Genomic DNA, 24,551 nt, shown 5'->3' on the forward strand with positions numbered 1-24,551 from the left:
TACTGTGTTGAAACAAATTACATTGGCCGTAGTCGGCTTCTGTTTAGCCTCGACGGCAATGGCCGATCAGCAAGCCGTTGAAGCGTTAAACAAATTATTGGAAAAATCTCACTCAATTACTGCGCAGTTTCATCAAATTACATTGAATGCGGCGGGTAATCGAACTCAAAAATCTGAAGGTTTGGTGGCAGTATCCCGACCCAATCAGTTTCGCTGGGAGGTTACTGGACCATTTCCTCAGCTAGTCATTTCAGATGGGGCTAAAGTGTGGGTATATGATCCAGACCTTGAGCAAGTTACAGTTCAAAAACTGGATAAACAGATCAGCACTACACCTGCATTATTACTGAGTGGTGATGTAAATAAACTGGCGGATAATTTTGAAGTAGTGAAAATGGGTGATGCTAAAGGCAAGTCCGTTGGTTTTAAATTAACCCCAAAAGCGAAGGACAGTGTTTTTGAAGCTTTACGCCTAACGTTTAATAATGATGTGTTAGCGAATATGAAACTCACTGATTCATTAGGAGCGCATACCACAATTGACTTTACTGATATTAGTACCAATAACAAAATCCCAGCTGATAAATTTAAATTGCCAGCCGATGTGCTGAAAAGTGCTGATGTGATTGAAGAGTAATTTATGTCTGACCTGTTTGCAGACCAGTCGCTGCCTTGGCAGCCACTGGCTGCGCGAATGCGCCCTCGCACCCTTGATGAATATGTTGGTCAAGCCCATTTGCTGGGGGCAGGTGAGCCATTAGGAGAAGCGATTCGCCAGGGCCAGTTGCACTCCATGGTGTTGTGGGGGCCACCAGGAGTGGGTAAAACCACCTTGGCTAAATTGCTGGCAGAATATACCAAAGCCCACTTTCAAACCCTTTCGGCCGTATTAGCAGGGGTTAAAGATATTCGAGATGCCGTGCAACAGGCAAAAATGCGCCAGCAGCCGACAATCCTGTTTGTAGATGAAGTCCATCGTTTTAATAAAGCCCAGCAAGATGCCTTTTTACCTTATGTGGAAGATGGCACCATTGTTTTTATTGGCGCGACCACTGAAAACCCCGCCTTCGAATTAAATAATGCCCTATTATCCCGAGCCAGAGTTTATACCTTAAAGCCTCTGGAAGATGTGCAGTTGGAGCAATTACTATCGCAAGCATTGACTGATCGTGAGCGCGGTATTGGCAAAAAACAGCTGAGTAGTAATCTCGATGCACAAGCATTACTGCTAATGGCAGCTAATGGAGATGCCAGGCGACTGCTTAATGTGCTGGAAGTAGTGGCTGATTTAGCTGAAGATGGGTCAACGATTACTGCTGAACAAATTAAGCCAGTTATTGCTGATTTACCTAAGCGCTTTGATAAAGGCGGTGATGTTTTTTACGATCAAATTTCAGCTTTACATAAAGCGGTTAGAGGCTCATCCCCCGATGCAGCCCTATACTGGTTTTCCAGAATGTTGGATGGTGGCTGTGACCCCTTGTACATCGCTCGACGGGTAGTGCGAATGGCCAGTGAAGATATTGGTAATGCCGACCCAAGAGCGTTATCTGTTTGCTTGTCTGCCTGGAATGTGCAGGAGCGTTTAGGTAGTCCTGAGGGAGAACTGGCGATTGCTCAAGCGATAACTTATTGTGCATGTGCGCCAAAAAGTAATGCAGTTTATGTGGCTTATAAAAAAGCACGGGCAGCGGTTAAGGAATTACCGGATTATGAAGTACCAATCCATTTACGTAGTGCACCCACTAAACTACAGAAGTCGTTAGGTCATGGTGCAGAATATCGATATGCCCATGATGAGCCCAATGCCTATGCGTCAGGTGAGCAGTATTTTCCCCCTGAAATGGTCGGTGCGCAGTTTTATCAGCCTGTTGATCGTGGTCTAGAACAAAAGATTAAGCAGAAGCTGACACAGCTGGCTGAGTGGGATCAGCAAAGCGAATTACAGCGCTATTCGGATTAGCAACGCCAATTAATAGTTTAATTACCATGCTACAACAGATGATCTCAGTTGCTTGTGGTGGTGCCCTTGGTGCGATCGCACGATTTTTGGTTTACTGGAGCTATCAACAATTAGGGGGAAAGTTCTTTCCCTTGCCTACCTTGATTGTAAATGTGCTGGGTTCTTTTTTTATTGGTATCGCTTATTTTATTTTGGTAGAACGTTTACAATTGCAAGCAGCATGGCGCAATGGCTTAATTGTTGGTTTTTTAGGCGCTTTTACGACATTCTCTACTTTTTCTCTCGATGCATTTCGAGTTATCCAAAATGGTGAACCTTGGATTGCCTTAAGTTATATGGTAGGTAGTGTCGTATTGTGTTTGTTAGCCACCTGGTTAGGCTTTGCTATAGCCCAGTGGTTAGTTGAATAGAGATTTTAAAACTTTAAAACAAGGTAATAAAACGCTCATGTTAGATCCAAAACTTGTTCGCACCCATCCAGCAGAGGTGGCAGAGCAGCTTAAACGCCGTGGCTTTCAACTCGACGTTGATTTGGTCGAGTCGTTAGAAAGTCGTCGCAAAGAAATTCAAGTGCGGACCCAGCAACTGCAAAATGAGCGTAAAGTTGAGTCGAAAAAATTTGGTCAATTAAAGGCCAAAGGCGAAGATATTTCTGCACTCAAAGCGAAAATGGATCAGCTTTCTGACGAAGTAAAAAAAGCAGAAGCAGAACTTCATGAAGTGCAGGTGCAGTGGCAGGATTTAATGCTGGGTATTCCTAATATTCCCCATGATTCTGTTCCTAAGGGGGAAACGGAAGACGATAACGAAGAGATTCGCCGTTGGGGTGACCCCAAACAGTTGAATTTTGAGCCCCAAGATCATGTAGCATTGGGGGCTAAGCATGGTTGGATGGATTTTGATGCAGCAGCGAAATTAACCGGCTCTCGCTTTATAGTGATGCGAGGCCCGATTGCCAAACTGCACCGTGCCCTTGCCCAATTTATGATGAATACTCATGCTAATGAGCATGGCTATGAAGAAATCTACGTGCCGTATATTGTTAATAATGACACGTTACAGGGTACCGGGCAGCTACCAAAATTTGGTGAAGATTTATTTAAAATTGAGCATGATCCTGATAGTGGCAAAGATTATTATTTAATTCCTACGGCAGAAGTGCCTGTGACCAATATGGTGCGGGATGAAATTGTGGATGCAGATCAGCTGCCAATGCGTTTTGTTTGTCATTCACCTTGTTTCCGTAGCGAAGCGGGCAGTGCGGGGCGGGATACCCGAGGGATGATTCGTCAGCATCAGTTCGATAAGGTTGAATTACTGCATATCGTGAAGCCGGATGAGTCATTTGCAGCATTGGAAGAATTAATTGGTAATGCAGAAAAAGTTCTCCAATTGTTGGAACTGCCTTATCGGGTAGTGAGCTTGTGTGGTGGTGATCTTGGCTTTGGTGCCACTAAAACTTACGATATTGAGGTCTGGTTGCCAGGCCAAAATAAATATCGGGAAATTTCTTCTTGCAGTAATACCCTGGATTTCCAAGCTCGTCGGATGCAAGCTCGTTGGCGTAATCCAGAAACTGGTAAACCCGAACTGTTGCATACCTTGAATGGCTCTGGTTTAGCGGTAGGACGTACATTAATTGCCGTATTAGAAAACTACCAAGACGAAGCTGGCTGCATTCATATACCCAAGGTATTACAACCATATATGGGTGGTCTTGAGGTTATTGGGTAATTAGCTTAGATCAAAAGCTCATTTGCTGAAGTTACCTGGCTTAGCGACAATAGGAGCCAGTTTCAGTAAATGGGTTTTTCAATGGATCAGTTGCCATTATTTCATAATTTAAAAAACCGCCCTTGTCTGTTAGTCGGTGGTGGGGATGTAGCTAATCGTAAGGCGCATCTCCTATTGCAGGCAGGAGCAAAGTTAATAGTGGTTGCCCCACAAATTAATGACAACCTACAAAACCAGGTCATTCAGCAGGGAAGCCAGTATCATCTTCGATGTTTTGATCCTCAGGATATACAACACTTACCTTATGCATTAGTGGTAGCAGCTACTAACGACCAGCAGGTTAATCAACAAGTTTCCCAGTTAGCACAACAGGCTAATATCCCCGTTAACGTTGTGGATCAACCTGCCTTATCAACGGTTACTTTCCCGGCCATTATTGATCGTTCGCCCTTAACCATTGCAATTAGTAGTGGTGGTGCGGCCCCCGTTTTAGCACGTTTACTGCGCGGCAAAATTGAGTCACTGATTCCCCATCGCTATGGCCAATTGGCTGAGTTGGCAGGTAAATTCCGGGAAAAAGTGAAGCAACGGTTTAATGTCATTAATGATCGGCGCTATTTTTGGGAAAAAGTTCTTACAGGACCTATTGCCGAACAAGCTTTTGCTGGCAAGCTCGACAAAGCAGAACAGCAATTGGAGTCTGCACTTGCTGAAGCTACACCCACTAAACTAGGTGAAGTCTATTTAGTGGGGGGGGGACCAGGCGACCCTGATTTATTGACATTTAGGGCGTTACGCTTGATGCAGCAAGCAGATGTGGTGCTATATGATAGGTTGGTGTCACCTGAAGTATTAGAACTAGTACGGCGCGACGCTGACCGACTCTATGTTGGTAAAGCACGTTCAAATCACGCACTCCCTCAAGCAGAAATTAATCAACGGTTAATCGACTTAGCTTTAGAAGGTAAACGAGTTTTACGCCTAAAAGGTGGAGACCCTTTTATTTTTGGTCGTGGTGGAGAAGAAATTGATCGGTTAGCAGAGGCTGGCATTCCCTTTCAAGTGGTGCCGGGCATTACCGCTGCTTCTGGGTGTGCCAGTTATGCTGGGATACCATTAACCCACCGAGACTATGCTCAGTCAGTACGATTTATTACTGGTCATATGAAAGAAGGCCACCTTGAGCTTCCCTGGCAGCAGTTTACTAACCCAGCTGAAACCTTGGTGTTTTATATGGGATTGATGGGGCTGGGCACTATCTGCCAGCAATTACAACATCACGGTCGCAGCCCAGATACACCGATTGCGTTAGTTCAACAAGGTACCACCCAAAAACAACGGGTTTATACTGGTACGTTAGCAACCATTGAAGCTGTTATTAAAGATCAGGAAGTTAAGCCACCTACGTTGATAATAGTGGGAGAGGTTGTGTCCTTACAGAGTAAGCTGGCTTGGTTTTCTGCGGAGACAAAATAATAGCTAGCCCTACCTATTCCTTGAGCCAAAAAATTAAAAACAATTAGTCGGCCTGGGTAGGCCGGCAATTTTTGCGGCTAGTTTGGCAGGGCTGCCTGGAAACAGTTGCATCAGGTAAATAGAGTTACCTTTGTCTTTGCCCAGGCTATTAGCAATGTACTTAACAAAAGGGCGCATGGCAGGGGATTGCTCAAACTGCTGGTAAAAATCCCGTAGGGCATAGATGACTTCCCAATGGCTATCACTCAGCTCAAGCCCTTCTTGTTCAGCCAGTGCCACTGCTACCGATTGATCCCAGTCGGAAAGCCGCTTTAAATAGCCTTCCTTATCTAGCAGGATCGTTTTATCAGACACTGTTATACACTGCATATTAATACCAGCTAATTACCTGTTTATGTTCGGTGCATAGTTTGACAAAGCCAGGATAGCCAATCAACTGAATGTCAGGAAAGAGCAGGGCTTTTATCCCTCTTGCTATGCAGTCAGGTTTAAGGGCATAGAGGTTAATTTCAGTATGCATTGCTAGAAGCTTCATAGAGATAGTTTCCTGAATCCCTAGATAAACACCTTCTTCAATCAATAACAGACTATCACCGGCAACCATCGTATCAGAGCAGCTCTGGATTAGTTTTTCCGAAGCTTGGTTTAATGTATGTAAAATCATAGGGCTATAAAGAAATAACAATATCTTGCTGGCGAATTAAATGGCTAAGCTGTTGGCTAGCTAAAACATGTACATTATCCATTAATTGTTCTGGCTTAATGCCTCGGCAGGCAAGGTCTTGTTCAGATACATAGAGCGTTTCAATGTCATACATAGGCAATACAGCCAACTGCTTGCCCAGGTGTTTCTGATGAATTTTTTCGCCTGCTTGCGCTTTAATAGCTTGAAAAACGCCATCACCTAGCAATACCAGTGTGGTAGGAATATCAAAGGTAGCGGCTACTAATACTGCATCGAGTGCTTCTTTGGCGCGAGGGGATGCGTAAGGCGACTGCTGAGAGATAATACATACACTTTTCATGTCGTTTATTTTCCTTGCACAGTGCTTAAGCCCCAAAGGTTATCACTTGGTCAGAATGTTGAGTCGCTTCAATTAATTGACCCAAACCAGATAATGGCCAGTTTTTATGTAAATTGGCAGCGGGTAACTCGTAACGACTTTGCTCTTGTTCATCAATAACGCCCCGGCGTAATGCGGCACCAATACAAACGACACAATCGAGCTTATTTCTTTTAATAAATTTGTTCCATTCTTTGGGTAAATTAAGCTCATCTTGTGGAGGAGTGACCAGACTATTACCGCAGTGAACACCATCCTGGTAGAAAAATATCCGGTAAATACTGTGGCCCTCTTTTAGCGCTGCTTTAGCAAAGTTTAGAGCTGTATAAGGTGCCTCACTGTTATAAGGTCCACCAGCAATTAATAAGGTAAATTTCATTTGGAACTAGCCCTATCACTCCATCTTAATCATTAGGCCAAAAAAAAACCCTGCAGTTGCAGGGTTTTAGCATATCTTCTTAAGGCTTAGTCGTCACCTGAGAAGGCCATGAAAATATGTAGTAAAGAAATAAACAAGTTATAGATAGAAGCGAATAGCGTGATAGTGGCCAGAATGTAGTTGGTCTCACCACCGTTGATAATTTCACCTGTCTGGTAGAGTATCAGAGCACTGGCAAATACCATGAAGGCACATGAAATTGCTAAGCTAAATCCGCTGATGTCAAAGATCAATGACATTACCACGGCCGCGAGCAGAACAATGGCACCCGCGAAAAGAAACCCACGTAAGAACGAGAAGTCACGCCGGCTCACCAGTGCATAGCCTGATAGAGCTAAGAAGATAAATGCTGTACCACCAAGTGCATTCATCACAATAGCCGTACCTTGGCCACTACTCATAAACATATTGAGAATGGGGCCGAGTGCGAAGCCGACAAAACCGGTAAATGCAAAAACGGCGGCAATTCCCCAGACACTGCGGCACAGTGCTTGAGCCAGGAAAGATAGCCCGATGAAGCCTCCCAGGAACACCCATGGGTTAATCATTGGGGCATTGCGGAAGATAAAAGCACAAACAGCGGCAAAGCCTAGCGATAGGCTGAGTAAGATGTAAGTGTTTTTTAACACCTTGTTGGTTTGAATAATCGAAGCCTCTTTGGAGGCAGCTGCTGTTGCATATTGATTATTTTCTAACACGATAAACTCCTGTTTTGTTTATAAAACAAGCAAAAAATGCCTTTGTTGAAAATCATACCTCTGTCACAGTTAAAATCAAGCAATTAGCCGTTGACTCTGAAAAAAAATCCGGTATTATCTGCCACCAAGTTCGGGGGCACCCAAACAGTTTGGAGAGGTGGCTGAGTGGTTGAAAGCACCGGTCTTGAAAACCGGCGTGGGTTAATAGCCCACCCAGGGTTCAAATCCCTGCCTCTCCGCCAAACGTCGAAAAAGGGTCTATTATCATAGACCCTTTTTTTTATGGTAAGTTTTTGAACAAATGCCACTTAAACAGAACTCACATAATCGTCTGTCGTTTGCCAGTCCTGTCTCAAATATTATCCATCGCTCATTACTTGTTTTAGTTTTACGTCAACTGAATTAAAACAATTGGATTCCTTTTTATTACTTTATCCTTGAGTTTGCATCAAAGTCTGCTTCAGTTGCTTACTGTGGCTGCTCATTAGTCTTTTGTTATAAGTGTAGATAAACCTGAGCATGGCGTGCACATTGGTGTATAAGTCGTGGCGAGCTAGGTCGATAGTTGAAAATAATCCTAAGCTAAAGAGTCTAAATTAACACAATAAGTGCTTCAGTATTGAGGGCATTGGTTAGCTGTATGAGTGAGAACACGATATTAAGTATTTTTGACCTCTTTAAAATCGGTATTGGTCCATCAAGCTCCCATACAGTGGGGCCAATGTGGGCGGTCTATCGGTTTTTAGCTGATGGTAAGGATTGTCTGAACGAAGTGGTTAAGGTAAAAGTAGCCTTGTATGGTTCACTGGCGCTGACGGGTAAAGGCCATGGCACCGATACTGCGGTATTGCTGGGACTGCTGGGAGAGAGGCCAGATGAAGTAGACCCTGAGGAGGTCACTGCTAAGCTCGATGAAATCAAAGCTACTCACCGCTTGTTGCTGGCGGGTCAGCATGAAATTGCTTTTAATCCTGATCAGGCCATAGAGTTCCACAATGATACCTTTTTGCCTGAGCACCCCAATGGTATTGAACTTACCCTTTATGACGTAAATGGTCTGGTGCTTCATCATGATCAATTTTTCTCGGTCGGTGGAGGTTTTGTTGTCAGTAAAGATGAGCTTTCTGCTGCTGCCCCAGTTGCACCAGAAATAGAGGTGCCTTTTCCTTTTCATACAGCAGCCGAATTGCTAGCACTCTGTAAGCAGCACAATCTCTCTATTGCTCAGTTGGTGTTTGCCAATGAGGAAGTATTGCAAGGTTCTATGGCAGCAGTTGAGCAACAGTTAGAGGCAATTTGGCAAGTATTTCATAGCTGTATTGAGCGGGGGTGTCGAACTGAAGGAGAGTTGCCTGGTGGTTTGAGTGTTCAACGGCGTGCCTCAAAATTGTATAAAGCGCTTTGTGGTCGTCCTGAGGACTCTTTGAAAGATCCTCTTACGGTCATGGACTGGATTAGTTTATTTGCCTTGGCTGTTAACGAAGAAAATGCAGCTGGTGGGCGGGTGGTGACAGCACCCACTAATGGTGCTGCTGGAGTGATTCCTGCCGTATTAAGTTATTACATGCGTTTTGTGCCAGGCGCTAATCAACAAGGACTGTATGACTTTTTGGCAACGGCGGCAGCTGTTGGCATGCTTTATAAAAAGAATGCTTCTATTTCTGCTGCAGAAGTGGGTTGTCAGGGAGAGATAGGCGTTGCTTGTTCAATGGCAGCAGGTGCTTTGGCTGCTGTATTAGGTGGAACAGCTGAACAAGTGGAAAATGCAGCTGAGATTGGTATGGAACACAGTTTGGGTATGACTTGTGATCCTATTGGTGGTTTGGTTCAAATCCCTTGTATTGAGCGTAATACCATGGGGGCTGTTAAAGCGGTAAATGCGGCTCGACTTGCATTACGGGGTGATGGTACTCACCGGGTAGCTTTAGATAGTGTGATTGAAACCATGCGTCAAACAGGGATGGATATGCAATCGAAGTACAAAGAAACAGCGTTAGGTGGGTTAGCGGTTAACGTAGTGCTTTGTTAGGTTATCGTATGAAAAAATATTTATGAGATTGTATCAAAACTTAGCAGATATGAGCTAAGGCATAAGCCTTTTCAGAGCTTGAAGTGCTAGGGACAGTACTTCAAGAGCGGTGGAAGAATGTCCTGTTACTCCAATTAAACACTCAGCTTACTTATTACTCCCTTTTGCGACACTCTGTTTTGCTAGGGAGGTGTAATAGAATTACTCCTGCCCCTTGATTTTGTCTTTATTGGTGGCCATATCTTAATCTTATAGAGAGAAAATGCTGTAAGAGGTGTTCATGGCGGACTATAAAAATGATCAGTTTCCTGCAACCCCTTCAAGCCATAAAGAAGTTGCCGATTTCATCCAACAAGCAGAGCAGCTACCCACTACAACCAATGCCATTAGCAAAGGCCGATTAATATTTGCCTTAGATGCCACCGCAAGTCGCGAAGCGACCTGGGACCGAGCCTGTCACTTGCAGGGTAAAATGTTTACTGAAACTAAAGCACTAGGGCAACTGGCGATACAGTTATGCTACTACCGTGGTTTTAGTCAGTTTCATGCTAGCCCTTGGTTGCACTCGACAGAAGCCTTACTTGCAGAGATGAATCAGGTGTCGTGTATTGGAGGTTTTACCCAAATTAGTCGACTGTTGCAGCATGGTTTAGCAGAGGCTAAGCGCCAACCATTACAGGCTATCGTATTTGTAGGAGATAGTTTAGAAGAGTCCATTGATGAAGTATGTAACTGGGCAGGTCAACTAAAATTACGAGGTGTACCGGTCTTTTTATTTCAAGAAGGTGATGATGAAGTGGCCACTCAAGGCTATCAGCAAATTGCTAGAGTATCCGGAGGAGCTCATTGTCAGTTTGATGAGGGAAGTGCAGCTGAATTACAGGCACTTTTGTCTGCTGTGGCAGTCTACTCTGTGGGTGGCTTAAAAGCACTACATCAATTTGCTAAAGGGCAGCCGGAAATTGTGTTACAGCTTGAGCACCAGCTATCTGGCGGTTGTTAAGTACTTTTTGTTTTAAGATTATTAAAACTGCTCAGTAGAGGAGGCTAACTAACGTATTGTTAGTCACCGACGGATAAAAGGATATTTTGTTTTGTCTCAATTGTTGATTCTTATTGCACTAGTCGGTGGTTCCATTGCTTGGTATCAGTATCACCAGCTGCCACCAGAAGCGAGAAAAAAGTGGTTACAAAAATCAGCACTCATCGCCGCTATTTTGGTCTTTGCTTATTTAGTTATTACAGGACGTATATCAGTTGTTTTTGCTCTGTTGGCTGCACTTATTCCATTGTTAAGAAAAGCGCTCTCAGTGGCAAGCTATTGGCCATTACTACAAAGACTTTGGGGACACAAAGCTATTTTCACTGGGGGGGCAGCAACAGCTCAACAGCAAACACATACGAAGGGCAAGCAATCTACGGTACGTACCCAATTATTGTTAATGACTTTAGATCACAGCAGTGGCCACATCGAGGGTGAAGTGTTAGTGGGGCAATATAAAGGAAAGCAGCTAAGAGAATTAACTATTGAACAGTTAGCTGAGCTTTATTCCCATTGTCCTGCACAAGAACAAGATACTCGTCAGTTGTTGGATACTTATTTAAATAAAATGCGTACATCAGAATGGCAAGTGTTTCAGGATCAGCAGCAGTCTTCTTATTCCCAAGCGAAAAGTCATAGAGATAGTGGACCGATGACGGTTACTGAAGCAGCAGAGGTGCTAGGTGTAAAAACGACAGCCAGCAAGCAAGAAATTATTGATGCCCATCGACGATTAATGGCAAAACTTCATCCTGATAAAGGGGGGAGTAGCTATCTAGCCATTCAAGTGAATTCGGCAAAAGATGTGCTGTTAGCGCAGTTAAAAACCTGATGGTTATCGATGGTGGATATGGCGGTCTGGTTAACCACAATCCTATTAGCAAGCCTGATAACAGTGAGTGTTGTGTTGTTACTGTTAAAAGTAAGAACGCCCCGCTATCGAGTAGAAAGGGCCAAAGCAAAAACCTTGCTTTACGATATTGTTAATGGCAGAGCTTCAGAAGAAGATTGGCAAATTTTTATCAGTATCCCTATTTATAATGATGAGCAATTAGAAGCTATCCGACAGCGTTGTTTGCAATTAGATGAAACAGAGTTTACCGGTTACTCAGTAACCAGTTCGTTTTTTCTCACGACACTGGCTATCAAAGAAATACGACAAATACTGGAAACATTGGAAGGTGATATTGTCTTTAGGGGGTAATTAAAGGTGCAATTCAAATGAGAATAAAGCCGTTTTGGTATGCTCTGATTAGCGCAGCTTTTTATAGTCAGTGTTATGGTGAAATAGTGGGAAAAGTTTCAACAACATTTAAGCTGCTGGGGGCTAATGACAAAATAGTGATAGAGGCTTTTGATGACCCTGATGTTAGTGGAGTGACTTGTTATTTAAGTCGGGCTAAAAAAGGTGGGGTGTCAGGTTCATTAGGACTGGCTGAAGATACCTCAGATGCTTCCATTGCATGTCGACAAGTGGGGCCTATTCAATTGTCTGATGAATTGAAAGCTGGCAAGTTGGATGGTGAACAGGTGTTTAAGAAACGTACTTCAGTGCTTTTTAAAACCATGCAAGTGGTTCGGTTTTATGACCCCAAACGACAAGTCATTATTTATCTGACCTATAGTGATAAGCTGGTAGAGGGGTCGCCAAAAAACAGTGTGACGGCTGTGCCGGTGTTGCCTTGGCCAACTTCAGCTAAATAATCTCCTATTCGTCTTGCTGAAACTTTGTTTCAGTTTATCTGTCACTATGGTAGATCTTTTAGGTTTTTTTCAACACAAGTCGCTTTTAAGTCGGCTACTGTAGTATATGTATTATCCATTTGGTGGTATAGGACTGCCCTGATTAATCTGAATAGGCGACTATTGGCGTCAATAAAGAACCATTATTATTCTTATTGACTAGCTATAGGGGGTATGTCAAAGTGCTGCCTTCATATTATTGTATGAAACTTTATTAGGGCAAGGAGTCTATATGGCAATTTCATTAACTAAAGGTCAACGTATTAGCCTTGAAAAAGAAGCGGGTAAAAACCTTCAACAAATTTGTGTAGGGGTAAACTGGGGCGCAATAGAGAAAAAAGGTTTTTTTGGCGCTAAAAAAGTGCCAGTTGATCTGGATGCCAGTGTAGGCTTGTATAACGAAAACAAACAGCCTGTCGATGTCGTTTATTTTGGTCAACTAAGAAGTAAATGTGGTTCAATTCATCATAGTGGTGATGATTTAACAGGCGACATGGAAGGTGATGACGGTTTAGATAACGAAGTAATCACGATTAATTTACAGCAAGTGCCTCAAGGTGTCTCGGCGGTTGCTGTGGTGCTTAACTCTTTCCGTAAACAAGATTTTGCAGCAATTCCTTTTGCTTCTATTCGGCTATACGAAGGCACTCCTTCAAGAGTGAATAATATTTTAGCTACCTATGATATTGCTAACGATCCGTCATTTTCAGGTTCTATCTCAATGGTGTTGGGTATTTTGTATAAGAAAGACGGCGACTGGAAATTTAAAGCTGTGGGTGAAGCCACACGGGACCAAGGGCTAGAACAAACCATTGAAACAGTTTCTCGCTCGTATATCTAGTGACCTAAGTAGGGAATAGTTGTTTTATTCTCGGATAGGTTACTTGTTTACAGCACCAAGGAATTTGTTGAAATGCAGTCATTGATACCTGGGCAGAATGCAAAAGTTGATAATCCAATCGTGACCCTTCGCATTGAAGGCAATATGGGGGTCAGGTGGTTGAGTTTAGTACTTGATGATCAACAACAGGTTGTTCAGGGAACATGCACAGGTATCAACCAGGTTAATGATATGACTTGGTTGATTCAGCCTTTTGAATTACCTAGTCACGTTAATAAAATTAAATTCATTGCTTATGGTGATGATAGTTTAGCTGCTTTAGTTAGTCAGTTGACTGTGTTTTATACAGATATACTGTCTGATCAGCCACTTTTTGAGGTAAAAGCTGCACTGGACAGTAGTCGCAATGAATCGTTATTAATAGTATCTGAGCTTTATCGCCACCAAGATAACTGGAAAGTCCGATCAGTTTGTCAAGGGTTTAATGAAGGAATAATGCAGCTGGAAAAACAATATAATATTTCCCTTGCTGAATCCGCACCTTCTGCCAGTAACACTGCAAGTAAAACACAATCAACGTCTACAGCTGCGAGCAATACCCAAGCTAAAGACGTCCTTCACCCTATTTCAACAGAAGATTTATTTGTCACATTAACCTGGAATAACCAGTTAAACCCCCATGATCCAATCAATAATGTGCTTGACTTTGATCCTGTCAATGATTTGCGAATAGGGGCGTTTTATGAATTAAGCAATGGTCAACGAGGGTTGGTACAATCTTATGGTGAAGAGCGTGGCTCTTATTACGGGGTGCCTTATATTCATGCACTGAGTCATGAAGAGCAACGTGTTCAGCAGTTGCACTTAAATACTCAGTATTGGCATAAGTCTTATCGAGTTTTAGTTTATTGTTTTATTTTAGAAGGGTTAAGCCAATGGAATAAATTAGGTGCCAGCATTGATTTTAACAAATTAGACCAAATAAATATTAATTCCTACCGTTGTGATCAGCCATTATGTGCCGTGGCAATGATAGAAAGAGTTGCTCAGCAATATAAGCTCACCCCACTTGTTGAGTTTTTTGATTCTTTGGTTGCAATGGATCAAGCCTATGGGTGGGGGCTGCCCTGGCGTTCACAACAACAAAACCCAGAATAGAGGATTGAATTATGGCAGGTGGATTTAGTGGCTTTTTAAACTCGCTAAAAGAAAAAGCCGGTGAACTAAAAGATGATGTAATGAAATTTAAGAATAAAAATTTCTTAAATGCGGCAACTGGTGGTGCTGCGTTAATTGCTTTAGCTGATGGCTCGATTGACCCTGAAGAAAAGCGAAAAATGATCAAGTTTATTGAGAATAATGAAGCATTAAAAGTATTTAAAATGACCGAAGTGGTCTCTGCATTTTCTGAGCATGTGAGTAATTTGGAATTTGATAAAGATATTGGTGAGTCCAAAGCCTTTGAAGCACTTAACAAGCTTAAAGGCAATGAAGTCGCCTGCCGTACAGTAATGCGTTTGATTATTGCTATTGCCGCAGCCGATGGTAATTTTGATATGGATGAAAAAGCCGTTGCACGTAAAGTTGCTGTAGAGCTGGGGCTGAACCCAGCAGAATTTGAGCTGTAAGTTATTAAGGCGTTGTCGATGGAATCATTTGGTTTTCCTTTGGAAGCAGTGATTGTTTTGTTTGTTGTGGTTGCTGCTTCTGTTTGGTGTGATTTATTTAGCCACCGTAATTCAACTGAAATAAAATTTAAAGATGCTTTAGGCTGGTCCGTTTTTTGGGTGGCTTTAGCCATTGCATTTTATGCCTATTTATACCTTCGTTATGAGCCCAAGTGGGCTGACTTGTTTTTAACTGGCTATGTGCTGGAAAAAACTTTGTCAGTGGATAACATGATGGTGTTTATTGCTATTTTTGCTTCTTTTGGCATTAAGGGAGCACTACAGCACCGGGTACTTTATTACGGTATTGTTGGAGCACTGTTATTTAGAGCTATTTTTATTGCGGTAGGCACTTCCTTATTTGGCTTAAGTGTGTGGGTGGAATTTATCTTTGGTTTAATCGTTGCCTGGACTGCAGTCTTAATGTTGAAAGGCGGGGATGAGGAGGAGGTTGAAGACTACTCTAATCACTGGTCTGTCCGTTGGACTAAAAAGTTTGTTCCAGTATTGCCTCGCTTAAATGGCAATAAGTTCTTTATTAAGCACAATGAAGTCGAGCAACTTAAAGCAACTGACTCCAGTTTAACTGTGGTGGGTAAAGCGGCCTTTTATGCGACGCCATTGTTTTTGTGCTTAATCTGTATTGAGATAAGTGATATTGTTTTTTCATTTGACTCTGTACCAGCCATTATTGCAGTAACAGAAGAACCTTTCTTGGTTTATGCTGCAGTAATCTTTGCTATTCTTGGCCTGCGTAACCTTTATTTCATGCTAGCGGTTGCAGCTAAATACTTATGTCACTTGGAAAAAGCGGTGGCATTTGTTCTATTCTTCATTGCATTTAAACTGTGTGCACAAGCGGCTGAACATATTTGGGAATTCAGCTTTGAAATTACCCACAGTATGAGCTTGTTTATTGTATTAGGCACAATCACTTTAGGTGTCGTGGCTTCTATTTTGTTTCCAGAAAAAGAAGAATCAAACACAAATAATAGCGAAGTGGTTTGATACCGACTGCTTTAAGATTTTTAGCAAAGGGTGTAATCACAATTAAGGAGAAATTATCATGGCAATTAGTTTACTGAAAGGTGGACGGGTCAACCTTGAAAAAGAAGCACCGGGCTTGACCAAACTGCACGTAGGTTTAGGTTGGGATATCCGTGCGACAGATGGTGCTGCATTTGACCTTGATGCTTCACTATTAATGGTTAATAACGAAGGCAAGGGCATTGGTGAAGGTGGTTTTGTTTTCTATAACAACACCAAGTCTGCTTGTGGCTCGATACAGCATATGGGCGACAATCTGACAGGTGAAGGGGAAGGTGATGATGAGGTAATTAAGGTTAACCTTGCTAATATCCCTGCTGATGTTGAAAAATTAGTTGTTGTGGTGACAATTCATAATGCTGAAGAAAGAAGGCAAAACTTTGGTTTAGTTGAAAATGCCTTTATTCGTATTTTAAATGATGATAATCAACAAGAAGTTGTACGTTATGATTTAACTGAAGATTACTCAACAGAAACCTCATTAATTTTTGGTGAAATTTATAAAAAAGACGGAGAGTGGCGTTTTGTTGCTAAAGGCGATGGTTTTGCTGGTGGGTTAGCTGCATTTTTACAGACCTATGGTCTCGCTTAAAAGCATTTGCATTAGTTATATTAGTTGATAATAAGGACAGGAGAGAAAAAAATGGCTGTTACTTTACAAAAAGGTGGTAATGTTAGCTTAGAAAAAACTGCACCTGGTATGACCAATGCGGTTATTGGTTTAGGGTGGGATGCTCGGTCAACAGATGGTTCTGACTTTGACTTGGATGCTTCTATTTTTATGGTTGGTGAAGCCGGTCAGGTACGTAGTGATGCTGACTTTATTTTCTACAATCAGCTGAAAAGTCAGTGTGGTTCTGTTGAGCACATGGGCGATAACCGAACAGGTGAAGGGGAAGGGGATGATGAGTCAGTAAAAGTTGACTTGGTCAAAATCCCTACTGATATTCAAAAAATCGTTATTGGTGTCACTATTCACGATGCAGAGTCAAGAAACCAAAACTTTGGCCAGGTTTCTAACGCTTTTATACGCATTGTGAATGAAGCTAATAACGAAGAAGTGGTTCGCTATGACTTGAGTGAAGACTATTCTATTGAAACGGCGATGCTATTTGGTGAATTATATCGTCATGGTGGTGAATGGAAGTTTCGTGCCGTAGGCCAAGGGTTTAGCGGTGGTTTGAAAGCCATGGCGACTCAATACGGGGTTAATGTGGGTTAAATTATAATAGATATACCCTAGATAGTTATTGTCAGGCGGCATTTGCCGCCTGTTTTATTACTTTAAGAAGTAGTCCTTCCCATGGATGCAAAAGTCGAAATTCAGTCAGGCTCATTAATCTTTAATATCAATCATCACCTTAGTAGTCAGCATTATAGCCTGCTTGATTTGTTAACATTTGGCGCCAGGCAAAATCCCAAGCGAGGCTATTTATTTATTTCGAAAGTATTGGGGAAACACATTCCCTGCAAGCCTTCTTTAATGGCAGAAACTTACCAGGTACTGTCTAAAAAAATTCAATTAGCTAGTAGCGGACCAACTCTAGTTGTTGGTTTGGCAGAAACCGCTACAGGGCTAGGCGCTGGTGTAGCGGAAGCCTTGGCAAATGATGGGCATGAGGTATTGTATACCCATACAACCCGCTATCAGTTAACAAATGTGCCCACCATTTTTAGTATTGATGAAAGCCATAGTCATGCACCCGCTCATATTGTGTATCAGCCATTGCAACAGCTGCAAATACAGCAGGTAGAAACAGTAGTGTTGGTTGATGATGAAATTACGACAGGTAATACTTTATTCCAGTTAGCAGAAAATTTACGCCAATATATTGGTAGCTTAAAGAAAGTTATTTGGGTGAGTTTGGTTAGTTGGTTATCTGAGCGGCGTAAAGCTGAAATACAGCAGTTATTAGCAGGTATTGAAGTGTCGTTTATTTGTTTAATGGCAGGAGAGTTTAACTTCACTCCAAATCTCGATTTTACTTGTGACTTGCCTACCAAAGCCCAGCAGCAACTTTCTCAGCAATCAGTGCTAGCTGAAATACGTACTGGTATTACCTTTGAAGAGGATAGCACTAGTTTTTATTCGGTAAATGGTGAATGCTTTACTTTAGATGGTTTAGCTAAAACTGAAAAATATACCGTATTAGGGTATGGTGAGTTTTTATATCAACCTTATAAATTAGCCGAGTTAATGGAAAACCAGGGCTTTGATGTTGTTTTTCAGTCAACGACACGCTCTCCTATCATTGAAGGAAATGGTATTAAACGGAAAGAAGTATTTACCGTTGAAGATGGCTATGAAAACTATGTGTACAACCGGCCTGCAACACGGATGACCATTATTGCTTATGAAACCTATGCCCAATATCTAAGTTGTGGATTAGCTCAACAAATTGAGTGTATTCCTGTGATTAAACAGCAGGTTGAGGTGTAAAAATGTCACTAGTCGTATTTACTGACATTGACGATACGTTAATACAAACAGAGCGGAAATGTGTAGGCAATGACAAGTTGCACCCAGGAGCTGTTGATCGAAATGGTCAGGTCATTTCTTTTTATACCGAGAAGCAGCATAAATTAATTAGCTTATTGAGTGATGGCGTATTAATTCCAGTAACAGGAAGAAACTATGCGGCATTATGTCGTACTCAGCTTACATTTAGTCATGAAGCAGTTATTAATCATGGGGCATTAATTCTCAATCATGATTGTACCATTGATGAGGGGTGGCTACAGCTTATTGAGTTTGAAGTTGATCCTTGGCAAGAACAGCTGGTGGAATGGGTAAGGCAGGTCCAGCAGGTTATTGATCATGAGCAGTTGCCACTTCGGACGAATGTGATTACTGACTTTGATATAAGCTGTTATGTCAGTATTAAAGTAGACAATCAGGCGAATAAAATTGAGGACTTTTATCCGTTATTGAAGCCGGTTATCGAGCAAGTGAATGCACGACAGGAAGCGCGAATTCATATCAATGGCCGTAATATGGCATTATTACCGCCATATGCATCAAAAGCTAAAGCAGTGAATTATTTAAAGCAAAAATATCAATCTTTAAATAACCATACGTTATTTGTTGGTGCAGGGGATAGTTTGAGTGATATCGCATTCATGAAAGCCTGTGATTATCTGGTGGTACCGCAAAACAGCCAAATCACTGATAGTGCATTTAACGAATACATTGGGGAATAACATGGGGCAGCAGCAATTATTAACCGGAAGTTATCACCCAAATGATTGTCAGTTTCTCCTTCAAGAAGCTGAAGGGATAGAGCTACTGACAGTTGCAGAAAAAGAGCAGCGTTTGCAGGCTGGTACTCATTATTCTCAAATGGTATCGATTGAACAGGCTCCAACAAGGGCCTATCTCGATATTTTTTATAAATTAACAGCTAAATACAAAACCAGATTAGCTACAGAAATTTTCCAGCTAGCTAAATTACTTCAGCAAGCAATAGGCAGCTCAATTACTTTAGTGTCTTTAGCTCGTGCAGGTACACCGATTGGTATTTTGTTGAAGCGGGCTTTATCTGCGTTGGGAGATATTTCAGTTCAACATTATTCCATTTCTATTATTCGTGGCAAGGGAATTGATGAAGCAGCTTTGTCTTATTTGCAAAGCATCGGCGTGAAAGCTGAATCTATCGTATTTGTTGATGGTTGGACAGCAAAAGGAGCGATTACCCGTGAGCTAAAACAGGCCATAAAAACTTGGAATCGTAAAAACCCCGATTATAAACTTAGTGATAAGTTATGTGTGGTTTCGGATATTGGCTATACCGCTCACTATGTGGCTACCCACGATGACTATGTTATTCCTTCCGGTATTTTAAATAGCACCGTATCAGGTTTAGTTTCGCGAACCATTCGTGACCCGAATGTAGTCGGTTTTCATCAGTGTGTCACCTATCATAACTTGCAGTCGCATGACTTAAGTAATTGGTTTATTGAAGAAGTTGCCAGTGAAATAACTCGGCTTGATCCGTCAACGGTGCAAATAGCTACAATGCTCAGTCAACAAATTCAGGCTCAACAACATCAGGTGATATTGAGCTATTTAACTCAAATAATGAAAGCTCAGGGTATTAAAGATATCAATAAAGTGAAACCGGGTATTGCGGAAGCAACTCGGGTAATGCTTCGTCGAATTCCAGACTTATTAATATTAAATAATAAAAATCAAGAAGATGTTGAACACCTTCTTCTGTTAGCAGCGGAAAAGCAGGTAAGGGTGGTTGTTGACCCAGCCATGCCTTTTAATGCATTAGCCTTGATAAAAGATTTAACAAGGAGTGAATCATGAAAGGGGCTGAACAACTGTATTATCAATTAGGGGCAACGCTTTATATGCCCGCTATCAGATCTGATTTGGTTCAGCGATTGATGGCCACTCAGGCAGGTTCTGTCGTGCTTTGTACTGAAGATGCTATCTCTGAGCACCAAATTGAAGATGCATTAAAAAACATTAATAAGTTGTTGACGAGTTTTCCTCAGATTAATACAAGCGTGTTTATTCGCGCTCGCTCGCCAGGGGTATTAGCGAATTTACTGGCATTGGACACGATTGAGCACATTAAGGGGTTTGTTATTCCTAAAATCGATCACAGTAATGTGCATGAATATAAGGCAGCAATTGAAGATTCAGGTAAAGAGAAGTTTTACTTAATGCCAACCATTGAAACTGAAATAGCCTTCGATAATCAGGAGCTAATTCGGCTGAGGAAGTTAATGGATACTTTCCCGGTTGGAATACCCTGTTTTCGCATTGGTGGTAATGACTTATTAAGCTTGCTGGGGATTAAACGACCTGATTATGTGACGATATATGAAACCCCTGTACGAATAGCGATTGATAATTGCATTACTGCCTTTAGGCCTTTTGGTTATCAATTGTCAGCGCCTGTATTTGAGTTTATTGATGATGAAAACATACCCTTGTTAAAAAAAGAGCTGATGCTTGATCGTGCATACGGTTTTTTAAATAAAACTGCTATTCATCCTACTCAGGTTAGTTTGATTCAGGATATTCTTTCTATCAGAAATGAGGAGTTGGATTTAGCCAAAGAAATTATTCGACATCAGGATAAAGCCGTTTTTAAAGCTGGGGGGCAAATGTGTGAGCCTTCTACTCATATCAATTGGGCAAAAAAGGTGCTTGCCATTGGTGGAAGGTAGTGGCAAATGAATGATAACCAAATCAATAAGCTATCCTGGAATAAAGTGTGTGCGACACTGGTTCAACAGGCTAGACAGAAAAACGACCTGACTTTTCGGGATTTGGCTGAATTGATTAAGCAAAAAACAAGTATAGATATAGAGCCAAATAATTTAGCTAATCGTGTTAACCGGGGAAACTTTTCTGCCTCTTTATTGCTTGCGGCTTTTTTTGCAATGGAAGAACCGTTGCCAAATAGTGGTGACTTAGAAAATATTATCGTTGAGGTATTTGAACAGCTATAAGCTTAATCTGAATATTTCAGTGTATATTTGTTATAGCTTGTTTTAAGAGTTGTGCCGATATCACTATCGCTTGCTGTATTTATTACAGCATTAATGGTTTATTTTTTTAGCTATTGGATTATCCGTAAATTATGTATTGAAATATTAGCTGATAATGATCAGTTTGTTGTTGCTGTTGTTTTGGCGCCCTTCAATATCTCGCATATTGTGGTAAAAGTCTTCTTTGAATATCGAGTTAAATGTAGTTTTTACACTGGTTGGTCAGGCATTGGTTTTGCTCCCGGAATGAATATTTTAGATTTAAATCACAAGTCGTTACCTGTCATGCTACGGAGTGCTTTTATTATAAATATATTAAATGTATTTATATTAATTTAAATGATAATAGAGGTTTAAATAAACCAGTGGGTAAAGATCATGTGTACATATTGTTATAATAAAAGAATTTTTATAACAATATGTAGGTTATGGCCTCCCTAGCTTCCTTCCTCTTTTAGCAAGAAGCTTCTTTAGAGTATTTGTGCATAAATATGTGGACAAAAAATAGTCTAACATGTAATATGGTTGAAGTTTTACATGTGATGTCTTAATGGAGCATATATAGCAATTATCCATGGCAAAGACATAGCAGCAATTTCAGTCATGTTGTAAGCAGGAGGTAGAGGCTTATGAGTATCTTGAACAAATTAATGTTAGCTATCCGTGGTAATACAGCGGTTTCGTGTGAAGACCATGTGGAAGTAGTGGTTGATAACCAGGTATTGCAGGATTTTGAGCAGGCGATTGCTGCAGCACATGTAATTATTAAAGACTCTAAAATAGCATTGGAAAGTCAGTTAAAAAAGCAACAGCTATGCATTACCCGATATGAGCAAATAAAAGCAAAAATCAATGGTATGGTTCAAGATGCTACTGATGCTTTAGGTAAAGGAAATGAAGCACTGGCAGTTAATGCGACGAAAGTGATTGCAGATTATGAGATTCAATTGGAGTTAGCTGAAAAGCAAAAAGACGAGATGGCCTTAAAAGCAAAATCGTTAAGGCAGGCTACTATTGCAGCAGAAATAAATCTTAAGAGATTGCAGCAACAAAGGGAAGTGTATCAAACGACAGGGGTTGTGCAAGAAGGGTAAGTTAATCGTTAAATTTAATCGTCTTGATTAAGCTGTTCAACTCTTGACAGGAAGAGTGACCCTCTTCACAAGCGGTGTAAATTTCAAGGATATAGGTGTTTTTTAAAGCAGCATAATTTTGTTCAAGGGTTTTTACTGCAGGGTCATAATTAATAGCAGTACTAATATTGTCAAATTGTACCCCACCTATAGATTGGTTATCTGTTTTATGTGGGGTATCTGGGGAAGGCAGCTTATTTTTGATTAGGTAATCTTTTGCTGAAGTGGCCCCTTCAGCATCTTCTTTTGAGATAATACTGATAGCGAAAACGCTATTGGTATTTTTTTTATTCGCTTCAAACATAACCTGTTCATCTAACTTCAATTGATAATTTATTTGGTTTCCTGATGTTTGTTGGTTTTGGATATTAGCGTCAAGAATTTCCCAGGATTTGTCCATAGTAATGGATAGTGATATTGTTTCGGCAGCAACAGTTGTTGAGATAGCGCTTAATATGCCAAGTACAGTGCTCTTAGCTAATAACATGACATGCTTATTCACTATGTTACCTTTATGCATTTGATGGTAAGAGCTTATAAAAGTGTAGCTTAGCTAGTGATGCATGCGCAAAATCAGGTCGCAATTTCTCACTATTTTGGTTCTCTATCTCTGGGCTGTGTTGCTTTGCTTTTACCAGAAAAAGATCGATCTATTAGGAGGTAGGTGCCATAGCAATTGTAAATAACAGGATCATGCTTAGGTTAGAGCAAGCTAAATTAATCATCGATATCCTGGTTTTTTCTATGGTCCTACTGCTTTTATAAGGAATGATGATGGGATACTTTTACTTAGCGATTGCTATTATTGCTGAAGTGGCTGCAACCAGTGCCTTAAAAGCTTCAGAGGAATTTACAAAATTGGTGCCTAGCTTAGTTGTTATTGTTGGTTATGGCCTAGCTTTTTACTTGTTATCACTGGTGTTAAGAACTATACCGGTTGGGATTACTTATGCTCTATGGGCAGGGCTTGGGATTGTACTTGTTGCGCTGGTGGGGGCCGTTGTTTATAAGCAGACTCCTGATTTACCAGCTATCTTAGGTATGGGATTAATTGTTGCAGGTGTCATTGTGATTAATGTGTTTTCTAAAACAGTTAATCACTGATTACAACCAGAAATACTGGCCTGAACAAAACCATATAGCATTAAGATGTTATGCCATATGGCTGGAAAAGAAATCCAGCCGGCTAATAGTAAATAATTACTGCGAAAATAAAGTATTCAATTAAGAGTGTCTTAAAAAAATGACTATTTTTAGAAGTGTGCTTTAAGAGAGTGCTAAATACAGGCTGCTGGCAATGCATGCACCAGTTAATGGGCCAAGGACTGGTACCCAGGCGTAATCCCACTGACTGTTGCCTTTATTATTGATAGGTAGTACTGCATGCATAATTCGGGGAGCTAAATCTCGAGCTGGGTTAATGGCATAACCTGTAGTTCCTCCTAAGGACATACCAATAACAATCACTAAAATCGCCACAGGCAATGCACCTAGGGAGCCTAAACCAATGGTAGCTGTATTGGTATCACTGAATTGCAGTGTAGGGTTTGAAAAATATAAAATAACAAATACCAGGGCGAAAGTACCAACTAACTCAGAAAGAAAGTTACGTGGTAAATTGCGAATTGCTGGGCTAGTAGAAAAGACACTCAGTTTAGTGTTTTTATCATCTGTTGCATCAAAATGATCTTTATATACTAACCAAACGACCAGTGCACCTAATGATGCGCCTATCATTTGGGCTAAGCAATAGCCGGCCAGGTTTTTCCATGGAAACAGTCCGGCAAGCGCTAATCCTACTGAAACGGCCGGGTTTAAATGTGCTCCACTTATAGGGCCGGCCACGACTACGCCGGTAAACACAGCAAACCCCCAGGCAAAAGTGATAACAATCCAGCCACTATTGTGGCCAATGGTTCTATTTAGGCTAACATTTGCCACCACACCAGTGCCTAATAGAATTAAAAAAAATGTTCCTAACAGCTCTGCTATAAAAGGGGTCATATCCATACCTCCAAACCACATTTATTAAAAAATATATGGTAAATAAAAAAGTGATTATATATAGCAAGCTATTTTTGACTAAATAGTCGTTGTAAAATTGAAAGACAAGATGAGACTAATATTTGCAATAAAGCGGCTAGGAGGCATTTTGCCCCCTAATTAA

General features: G+C 41.2%; 31 protein-coding genes and 1 tRNA gene. 25 read left to right on the forward strand and 7 right to left on the reverse strand.

The window, feature by feature from the left end; genetic code table 11:
- Window positions 1-4: 4 nt before the first annotated feature.
- From lolA to cysG, 5 genes are all read left to right on the forward strand, one after another.
- Entirely contained in the window at window positions 5-637 is a 633-nt protein-coding gene (gene lolA, locus G4Y78_RS11805; RefSeq protein ID WP_163833215.1) for an outer membrane lipoprotein chaperone LolA, read from the forward strand.
- Between the two features lie 3 nt (window positions 638-640).
- Window positions 641-1,963: a replication-associated recombination protein A gene (locus G4Y78_RS11810; RefSeq protein ID WP_163833216.1), complete on the forward strand. Its 1,323-nt coding sequence runs from the start codon at window positions 641-643 to the stop codon at window positions 1,961-1,963.
- Complete coding sequence (crcB, locus tag G4Y78_RS11815; protein WP_222937690.1) at window positions 1,924-2,373, forward strand: fluoride efflux transporter CrcB; 450 nt, start codon at window positions 1,924-1,926, stop codon at window positions 2,371-2,373. Before G4Y78_RS11810 ends, crcB begins: the two co-directional genes overlap by 40 nt.
- Window positions 2,374-2,410: 37 nt before the next feature.
- Window positions 2,411-3,697: a serine--tRNA ligase gene (serS, locus tag G4Y78_RS11820; RefSeq protein ID WP_163833217.1), complete on the forward strand. Its 1,287-nt coding sequence runs from the start codon at window positions 2,411-2,413 to the stop codon at window positions 3,695-3,697.
- An 81-nt stretch (window positions 3,698-3,778) separates the two neighbouring features.
- Window positions 3,779-5,173 (forward strand): siroheme synthase CysG, encoded by a 1,395-nt coding sequence (cysG, locus tag G4Y78_RS11825; protein ID WP_163836453.1) that lies wholly within the window; start codon window positions 3,779-3,781, stop codon window positions 5,171-5,173.
- A 33-nt stretch (window positions 5,174-5,206) separates the two neighbouring features.
- On the opposite strand, the gene G4Y78_RS11830 is transcribed toward cysG, so the two are convergent.
- The 5 genes from G4Y78_RS11830 to G4Y78_RS11850 form a co-directional block, all read right to left on the reverse strand.
- A complete protein-coding gene (locus G4Y78_RS11830; protein WP_163833218.1) occupies window positions 5,207-5,542 on the reverse strand; it encodes a TusE/DsrC/DsvC family sulfur relay protein in 336 nt (111 codons plus the stop codon).
- A gap of 1 nt (window position 5,543) precedes the next feature.
- The gene (gene tusB / locus G4Y78_RS11835; RefSeq protein ID WP_163833219.1) at window positions 5,544-5,837 is read right to left on the reverse strand and encodes a sulfurtransferase complex subunit TusB; all 294 of its coding nucleotides are present in this window, start codon (window positions 5,835-5,837) and stop codon (window positions 5,544-5,546) included.
- Window positions 5,838-5,841: 4 nt separating this feature from the next.
- Window positions 5,842-6,198: a sulfurtransferase complex subunit TusC gene (gene tusC / locus G4Y78_RS11840; RefSeq protein WP_163833220.1), complete on the reverse strand. Its 357-nt coding sequence runs from the start codon at window positions 6,196-6,198 to the stop codon at window positions 5,842-5,844.
- Between the two features lie 25 nt (window positions 6,199-6,223).
- The gene (gene tusD, locus G4Y78_RS11845) at window positions 6,224-6,616 is read right to left on the reverse strand and encodes a sulfurtransferase complex subunit TusD (protein WP_163833221.1); all 393 of its coding nucleotides are present in this window, start codon (window positions 6,614-6,616) and stop codon (window positions 6,224-6,226) included.
- An 86-nt stretch (window positions 6,617-6,702) separates the two neighbouring features.
- A complete protein-coding gene (locus G4Y78_RS11850) occupies window positions 6,703-7,374 on the reverse strand; it encodes a Bax inhibitor-1/YccA family protein (RefSeq protein WP_163833222.1) in 672 nt (223 codons plus the stop codon).
- 151 nt (window positions 7,375-7,525) lie between these two features.
- Here G4Y78_RS11850 and G4Y78_RS11855 point away from each other — a divergent pair.
- The 19 genes from G4Y78_RS11855 (at window position 7,526) to G4Y78_RS11945 (ending at window position 22,345) form a co-directional block, all read left to right on the forward strand.
- Window positions 7,526-7,616 (forward strand) — tRNA-Ser (locus G4Y78_RS11855).
- A 398-nt stretch (window positions 7,617-8,014) separates the two neighbouring features.
- Window positions 8,015-9,403 carry an L-serine ammonia-lyase gene (locus tag G4Y78_RS11860; RefSeq protein ID WP_163833223.1) on the forward strand — a complete coding sequence of 463 codons (1,389 nt, stop codon included), beginning with the start codon at window positions 8,015-8,017 and terminating at the stop codon, window positions 9,401-9,403.
- A gap of 280 nt (window positions 9,404-9,683) precedes the next feature.
- Window positions 9,684-10,406 carry a vWA domain-containing protein gene (locus tag G4Y78_RS11865; RefSeq protein WP_163833224.1) on the forward strand — a complete coding sequence of 241 codons (723 nt, stop codon included), beginning with the start codon at window positions 9,684-9,686 and terminating at the stop codon, window positions 10,404-10,406.
- 91 nt (window positions 10,407-10,497) lie between these two features.
- The gene (locus G4Y78_RS11870; RefSeq protein WP_163833225.1) at window positions 10,498-11,277 is read left to right on the forward strand and encodes a DnaJ domain-containing protein; all 780 of its coding nucleotides are present in this window, start codon (window positions 10,498-10,500) and stop codon (window positions 11,275-11,277) included.
- Window positions 11,278-11,295: 18 nt separating this feature from the next.
- Window positions 11,296-11,649: a hypothetical protein gene (locus G4Y78_RS11875; RefSeq protein WP_163833226.1), complete on the forward strand. Its 354-nt coding sequence runs from the start codon at window positions 11,296-11,298 to the stop codon at window positions 11,647-11,649.
- Window positions 11,650-11,666: 17 nt separating this feature from the next.
- Complete coding sequence (locus G4Y78_RS11880) at window positions 11,667-12,149, forward strand: CreA family protein (protein ID WP_163833227.1); 483 nt, start codon at window positions 11,667-11,669, stop codon at window positions 12,147-12,149.
- 271 nt (window positions 12,150-12,420) lie between these two features.
- A complete protein-coding gene (locus G4Y78_RS11885) occupies window positions 12,421-13,029 on the forward strand; it encodes a TerD family protein (RefSeq protein WP_163833228.1) in 609 nt (202 codons plus the stop codon).
- A gap of 72 nt (window positions 13,030-13,101) precedes the next feature.
- On the forward strand, window positions 13,102-14,187 hold the full coding sequence (locus G4Y78_RS11890; protein ID WP_163833229.1) for a TerD family protein: 1,086 nt from the start codon (window positions 13,102-13,104) through the stop codon (window positions 14,185-14,187).
- 11 nt (window positions 14,188-14,198) lie between these two features.
- On the forward strand, window positions 14,199-14,657 hold the full coding sequence (locus tag G4Y78_RS11895; protein ID WP_163833230.1) for a tellurite resistance TerB family protein: 459 nt from the start codon (window positions 14,199-14,201) through the stop codon (window positions 14,655-14,657).
- Between the two features lie 18 nt (window positions 14,658-14,675).
- Complete coding sequence (locus G4Y78_RS11900) at window positions 14,676-15,704, forward strand: TerC/Alx family metal homeostasis membrane protein (RefSeq protein WP_163833231.1); 1,029 nt, start codon at window positions 14,676-14,678, stop codon at window positions 15,702-15,704.
- Window positions 15,705-15,762: 58 nt separating this feature from the next.
- The gene (locus tag G4Y78_RS11905; RefSeq protein WP_163833232.1) at window positions 15,763-16,335 is read left to right on the forward strand and encodes a TerD family protein; all 573 of its coding nucleotides are present in this window, start codon (window positions 15,763-15,765) and stop codon (window positions 16,333-16,335) included.
- A gap of 51 nt (window positions 16,336-16,386) precedes the next feature.
- Window positions 16,387-16,965 carry a TerD family protein gene (locus tag G4Y78_RS11910; RefSeq protein WP_163833233.1) on the forward strand — a complete coding sequence of 193 codons (579 nt, stop codon included), beginning with the start codon at window positions 16,387-16,389 and terminating at the stop codon, window positions 16,963-16,965.
- A gap of 81 nt (window positions 16,966-17,046) precedes the next feature.
- A complete protein-coding gene (locus G4Y78_RS11915; protein WP_163833234.1) occupies window positions 17,047-18,183 on the forward strand; it encodes a phosphoribosyltransferase domain-containing protein in 1,137 nt (378 codons plus the stop codon).
- A gap of 2 nt (window positions 18,184-18,185) precedes the next feature.
- Window positions 18,186-18,944, forward strand: coding sequence for an HAD family hydrolase (locus G4Y78_RS11920; protein ID WP_163833235.1), 759 nt, complete (start codon window positions 18,186-18,188; stop codon window positions 18,942-18,944).
- A gap of 1 nt (window position 18,945) precedes the next feature.
- Window positions 18,946-20,055 (forward strand): cysteine protease StiP family protein, encoded by a 1,110-nt coding sequence (locus G4Y78_RS11925; RefSeq protein ID WP_163833236.1) that lies wholly within the window; start codon window positions 18,946-18,948, stop codon window positions 20,053-20,055.
- Entirely contained in the window at window positions 20,052-20,927 is an 876-nt protein-coding gene (locus G4Y78_RS11930) for an aldolase/citrate lyase family protein (RefSeq protein ID WP_163833237.1), read from the forward strand. Before G4Y78_RS11925 ends, G4Y78_RS11930 begins: the two co-directional genes overlap by 4 nt.
- 6 nt (window positions 20,928-20,933) lie before the next feature.
- A complete protein-coding gene (locus G4Y78_RS11935) occupies window positions 20,934-21,212 on the forward strand; it encodes a DUF6471 domain-containing protein (protein WP_163833238.1) in 279 nt (92 codons plus the stop codon).
- 51 nt (window positions 21,213-21,263) lie between these two features.
- A complete protein-coding gene (locus G4Y78_RS11940; protein ID WP_163833239.1) occupies window positions 21,264-21,590 on the forward strand; it encodes a hypothetical protein in 327 nt (108 codons plus the stop codon).
- A 290-nt stretch (window positions 21,591-21,880) separates the two neighbouring features.
- The gene (locus G4Y78_RS11945) at window positions 21,881-22,345 is read left to right on the forward strand and encodes a PspA/IM30 family protein (RefSeq protein ID WP_163833240.1); all 465 of its coding nucleotides are present in this window, start codon (window positions 21,881-21,883) and stop codon (window positions 22,343-22,345) included.
- Between the two features lies 1 nt (window position 22,346).
- On the opposite strand, the gene G4Y78_RS11950 is transcribed toward G4Y78_RS11945, so the two are convergent.
- Window positions 22,347-22,886 carry a hypothetical protein gene (locus G4Y78_RS11950; RefSeq protein WP_163833241.1) on the reverse strand — a complete coding sequence of 180 codons (540 nt, stop codon included), beginning with the start codon at window positions 22,884-22,886 and terminating at the stop codon, window positions 22,347-22,349.
- A gap of 269 nt (window positions 22,887-23,155) precedes the next feature.
- Here G4Y78_RS11950 and G4Y78_RS11955 point away from each other — a divergent pair, with 269 nt between their 5' ends.
- Entirely contained in the window at window positions 23,156-23,488 is a 333-nt protein-coding gene (locus G4Y78_RS11955; protein ID WP_163836454.1) for a DMT family transporter, read from the forward strand.
- A gap of 162 nt (window positions 23,489-23,650) precedes the next feature.
- On the opposite strand, the gene G4Y78_RS11960 is transcribed toward G4Y78_RS11955, so the two are convergent.
- Window positions 23,651-24,388 carry an MIP/aquaporin family protein gene (locus tag G4Y78_RS11960; protein ID WP_163833242.1) on the reverse strand — a complete coding sequence of 246 codons (738 nt, stop codon included), beginning with the start codon at window positions 24,386-24,388 and terminating at the stop codon, window positions 23,651-23,653.
- Window positions 24,389-24,551 lie beyond the last annotated feature (163 nt).

Origin of the sequence: Spartinivicinus ruber (assembly GCF_011009015.1) — a bacterium.
Lineage (GTDB): Bacteria > Pseudomonadota > Gammaproteobacteria > Pseudomonadales > Zooshikellaceae > Spartinivicinus > Spartinivicinus ruber.

Excerpts from the sequence above, each read along its gene's own strand:
- G4Y78_RS11960 (WP_163833242.1), bottom strand. The coding sequence starts at position 24,388 with ATGACCCCTTTTATAGCAGAGCTGTTAGGAACATTTTTTTTAATTCTA.
- G4Y78_RS11810 (WP_163833216.1), top strand. The coding sequence starts at position 641 with ATGTCTGACCTGTTTGCAGACCAGTCGCTGCCTTGGCAGCCACTGGCT.
- G4Y78_RS11930 (WP_163833237.1), top strand. The coding sequence starts at position 20,052 with ATGAAAGGGGCTGAACAACTGTATTATCAATTAGGGGCAACGCTTTAT.
- G4Y78_RS11830 (WP_163833218.1), bottom strand. The coding sequence starts at position 5,542 with ATGCAGTGTATAACAGTGTCTGATAAAACGATCCTGCTAGATAAGGAA.
- G4Y78_RS11885 (WP_163833228.1), top strand. The coding sequence starts at position 12,421 with ATGGCAATTTCATTAACTAAAGGTCAACGTATTAGCCTTGAAAAAGAA.
- G4Y78_RS11890 (WP_163833229.1), top strand. The coding sequence starts at position 13,102 with ATGCAGTCATTGATACCTGGGCAGAATGCAAAAGTTGATAATCCAATC.
- cysG (WP_163836453.1), top strand. The coding sequence starts at position 3,779 with ATGGATCAGTTGCCATTATTTCATAATTTAAAAAACCGCCCTTGTCTG.
- G4Y78_RS11875 (WP_163833226.1), top strand. The coding sequence starts at position 11,296 with ATGGCGGTCTGGTTAACCACAATCCTATTAGCAAGCCTGATAACAGTG.
- G4Y78_RS11925 (WP_163833236.1), top strand. The coding sequence starts at position 18,946 with ATGGGGCAGCAGCAATTATTAACCGGAAGTTATCACCCAAATGATTGT.
- G4Y78_RS11910 (WP_163833233.1), top strand. The coding sequence starts at position 16,387 with ATGGCTGTTACTTTACAAAAAGGTGGTAATGTTAGCTTAGAAAAAACT.
- tusD (WP_163833221.1), bottom strand. The coding sequence starts at position 6,616 with ATGAAATTTACCTTATTAATTGCTGGTGGACCTTATAACAGTGAGGCA.
- G4Y78_RS11935 (WP_163833238.1), top strand. The coding sequence starts at position 20,934 with ATGAATGATAACCAAATCAATAAGCTATCCTGGAATAAAGTGTGTGCG.
- G4Y78_RS11915 (WP_163833234.1), top strand. The coding sequence starts at position 17,047 with ATGGATGCAAAAGTCGAAATTCAGTCAGGCTCATTAATCTTTAATATC.
- G4Y78_RS11860 (WP_163833223.1), top strand. The coding sequence starts at position 8,015 with ATGAGTGAGAACACGATATTAAGTATTTTTGACCTCTTTAAAATCGGT.
- G4Y78_RS11880 (WP_163833227.1), top strand. The coding sequence starts at position 11,667 with ATGAGAATAAAGCCGTTTTGGTATGCTCTGATTAGCGCAGCTTTTTAT.
- G4Y78_RS11865 (WP_163833224.1), top strand. The coding sequence starts at position 9,684 with ATGGCGGACTATAAAAATGATCAGTTTCCTGCAACCCCTTCAAGCCAT.
- G4Y78_RS11945 (WP_163833240.1), top strand. The coding sequence starts at position 21,881 with ATGAGTATCTTGAACAAATTAATGTTAGCTATCCGTGGTAATACAGCG.
- tusB (WP_163833219.1), bottom strand. The coding sequence starts at position 5,837 with ATGATTTTACATACATTAAACCAAGCTTCGGAAAAACTAATCCAGAGC.
- G4Y78_RS11920 (WP_163833235.1), top strand. The coding sequence starts at position 18,186 with ATGTCACTAGTCGTATTTACTGACATTGACGATACGTTAATACAAACA.
- G4Y78_RS11905 (WP_163833232.1), top strand. The coding sequence starts at position 15,763 with ATGGCAATTAGTTTACTGAAAGGTGGACGGGTCAACCTTGAAAAAGAA.
- serS (WP_163833217.1), top strand. The coding sequence starts at position 2,411 with ATGTTAGATCCAAAACTTGTTCGCACCCATCCAGCAGAGGTGGCAGAG.
- G4Y78_RS11895 (WP_163833230.1), top strand. The coding sequence starts at position 14,199 with ATGGCAGGTGGATTTAGTGGCTTTTTAAACTCGCTAAAAGAAAAAGCC.
- G4Y78_RS11955 (WP_163836454.1), top strand. The coding sequence starts at position 23,156 with ATGATGGGATACTTTTACTTAGCGATTGCTATTATTGCTGAAGTGGCT.
- G4Y78_RS11900 (WP_163833231.1), top strand. The coding sequence starts at position 14,676 with ATGGAATCATTTGGTTTTCCTTTGGAAGCAGTGATTGTTTTGTTTGTT.
- tusC (WP_163833220.1), bottom strand. The coding sequence starts at position 6,198 with ATGAAAAGTGTATGTATTATCTCTCAGCAGTCGCCTTACGCATCCCCT.